The sequence below is a fragment of the Pseudonocardia pini genome (assembly GCF_013870575.1).
Taxonomy (GTDB): Bacteria; Actinomycetota; Actinomycetes; order Mycobacteriales; family Pseudonocardiaceae; genus Pseudonocardia; species Pseudonocardia pini.
This window is the reverse complement of sequence record NZ_JACBXB010000816.1, coordinates 1-2,392: the sequence shown is the minus strand read 5'-3', so window position 1 is coordinate 2,392 and position 2,392 is coordinate 1. Positions and strand designations below refer to the sequence as shown.

3 protein-coding genes are annotated in these 2,392 nt (G+C 71.4%); 2 read left to right on the top strand and 1 reads right to left on the bottom strand.

Going from position 1 to position 2,392, the window contains the following annotated elements; translation table 11 throughout:
* On the bottom strand, window positions 1-491 hold a 491-nt coding region (locus H5J29_RS29405), incomplete at its 3' end, for an LLM class flavin-dependent oxidoreductase (RefSeq protein ID WP_181784231.1).
* A 241-nt stretch (window positions 492-732) separates the two neighbouring features.
* Between H5J29_RS29405 and H5J29_RS29400 the strand changes: the two genes are divergently transcribed.
* Window positions 733-1,917 (top strand): thiolase C-terminal domain-containing protein, encoded by a 1,185-nt coding sequence (locus H5J29_RS29400; RefSeq protein ID WP_181784230.1) that lies wholly within the window; start codon window positions 733-735, stop codon window positions 1,915-1,917.
* A gap of 1 nt (window position 1,918) precedes the next feature.
* Window positions 1,919-2,350, top strand: coding sequence for a Zn-ribbon domain-containing OB-fold protein (locus H5J29_RS29395; RefSeq protein WP_181784229.1), 432 nt, complete (start codon window positions 1,919-1,921; stop codon window positions 2,348-2,350).
* The last annotated feature ends 42 nt before the right edge of the window (window positions 2,351-2,392 follow it).

Here is a 2,392-nt window from a genome sequence, read left to right as displayed (position 1 = left end):
GTCGCCCCGCGTGCCGTGAAGTGCCTGCCCTCGAAGTGCAGCGCCTCCTCGGTGCCGATCCGGCGCAGCACCTCGAGCGCCTCGTCGAAGAGGGCACCGCGCTCCTCGAAGTCCACGCCGAGCGCTCCGAACTCCGACCGCAGGTAGCCGCCGCCCGCGGCCACGGTGACCCGGCCCTCGGAGAGCAGGTCGACCGTCGCCAGGGTCTTCGCCGTGGCCAGCGGGGCACGGTACGGCAGGACCAGCAGGTAGGGCATCAGCCGGATCCGCGAGGTCGCCGCGGCACAGAAGGCCAAGGCCGCCAACGGGTCCAGCGTGGGGTGCCCACCGCCGCGCAGCCACTTCAGCGACGGCGCAGGGTGCTCGGTGAACGCCACGGCTCCGAAGCCCGCCTGCTCGGCGGCGCGCGCGAACGCGGTGAGACCCGGCCCGCCGTAGAGCTCCGGCAGGCAGCCGCCCTTGCCGAGCGGGTGTTCGACGGTGAACCGCACAGTGCCTCCTGGAACCGACTGCCCCGACTCCTACCGGACAAGAAGAGTATCCGCAATGGGCGCGACACCATTGACAACGTCCGCGGCGCCGGAGTCTACTGAGAATCCGATTCTCACTCGACGGCGACGACGGGGCGGGCACCCGCGACCGGCAGCACGGTCCACGTCGAGCGCCCACCCAGACAGTCCCGAGCAGACGGAGGCCGACGATGGCAGACGAGCGGACGAGCGAGACCACCCGATGAGCCCGAGGGACGTCGCGGTCGTCGGGGTGGGCGCCACCGACTACTACAAGCGCGGCGAGTCCTACCCGCGAACGATCACCGAGCTCGCGGGCGACGCGATCCTCGCCGCGTGCGCGGACGCCGGACTGTCGGTCACGGACATCGACGGGTTCGCCTACTACTCCGGCGCGGGCGCCGGGTACGGGCAGTCGATGGACACCGCGGAGTTCATGGAGACCCTCGGCATCCCCGAGGTCACCTTCACGGCCGCGCTCACCTCCGGCGGCGGTGGTGCGGCGGGCTCGATCGGCCTGGCCCGCGCCGCGATCGTGGCCGGGGACGCGAACGTCGTCGTCACGGTCATGGCCCTGCAGCAGGCGCGGCAGCGGCTCGGCTCCGTGTTCGCCGCCGCGGCGCCGAACCCGCTGAACTCCTTCCTCCAGCCCTCCGGCCTGTCCGGGCCCGGGCACCTGATGTCCGTGCTCACGCGACGGCACATGTACGACTACGGGACCCGGCGGGAGGCCTTCGCCGAGATCGCGATCTCGCAGCGTGCCAACGCCGCCAACCGGCCCAAGGCGCTGAAGAGAGACCCGATCACGGTCGAGGACTACTTCCACGCCCGGATGATCGCCGAGCCGCTCTGCCTGCTGGACTTCTGCTTGGAGACCGACGGCGCCGTCGCCGTGATCACCACCAGCGCCGACCGGGCGAAGGACCTGCGGCAGAAGCCGGTCCCCGTCGTCGCGGCCGCACACGGCGGGCACCGCGACTGGGGCCGGGCCTTCGGCTGGTTCGGCATGCCGCGCGAGGACTTCGCCTCGTCCGGCCACGCGCCCGTCGCGAAGCACCTGTTCCAGCGCGCGGGGGTCACGCCGGACGACATCGACGTGGCCCTGCTCTACGACCACTTCTCCCCCATGGTCCTCATGCAGCTCGAGGACTACGGCTTCTGCAAGAAGGGCGAGGGCGGCCCCTTCGTCGAGTCCGGGGCGATCCGCTACGAGGGTGGCTCGATCCCCGTCAACACCCACGGCGGCCAGCTGTCCGAGGCCTACGTCATCGGCATGACCCACATCCTGGAGGGCGTCGAGCAGATGCGCGGCACCGCGATCAACCAGGTCGAGGGGGCCGAGCTCGCGCTCGTCTCCGGTGGCCCGGCAGCGCTGCCGGTCTCCGGTCTGATCCTCGGGAAGGCCTGACGTGACCGCACCCACGCTGTCCACCGCCCTGCCCGGCGCGGACGTGCACATCACCACCAACCCGTACACCGAGCCCTTCTGGGAGGCCGCCAGACAGGACCGGCTCGTCGCGCCGAAGTGCGGCGACTGCGGCACGTTCCGGCTGCCGCCCACCCCGTTCTGCCCGAACTGCCAGTCCAAGGACGTCGACTGGACGGAGCTGTCCGGCGCGGCCGAGGTGTTCAGCTTCTCGGTGGTGCACGGCTACCCGGGCATCCCGGACATCACCCTCGTCGCCGCCGTGCTGGACCTGCCCGACGCCCCGGGCGCCCGGCTCATCGGCAACATCGTCGACGTCGACCCCGCCACGGTCGCGATCGGCGACCGGGTGCAGGTCTTCTTCTCCCCCATCGCCGACGGCTGGAAGCTCCCGCTCTTCCGCCCCGCCACCTGAGGACACGCACCATGGAGATCAAGGGCAAGAAGGCCGTCGTGT

Coding starts and splice junctions, on each gene's coding strand:
- H5J29_RS29400 (WP_181784230.1), top strand. CDS start 733: ATGAGCCCGAGGGACGTCGCGGTCGTCGGGGTGGGCGCCACCGACTAC.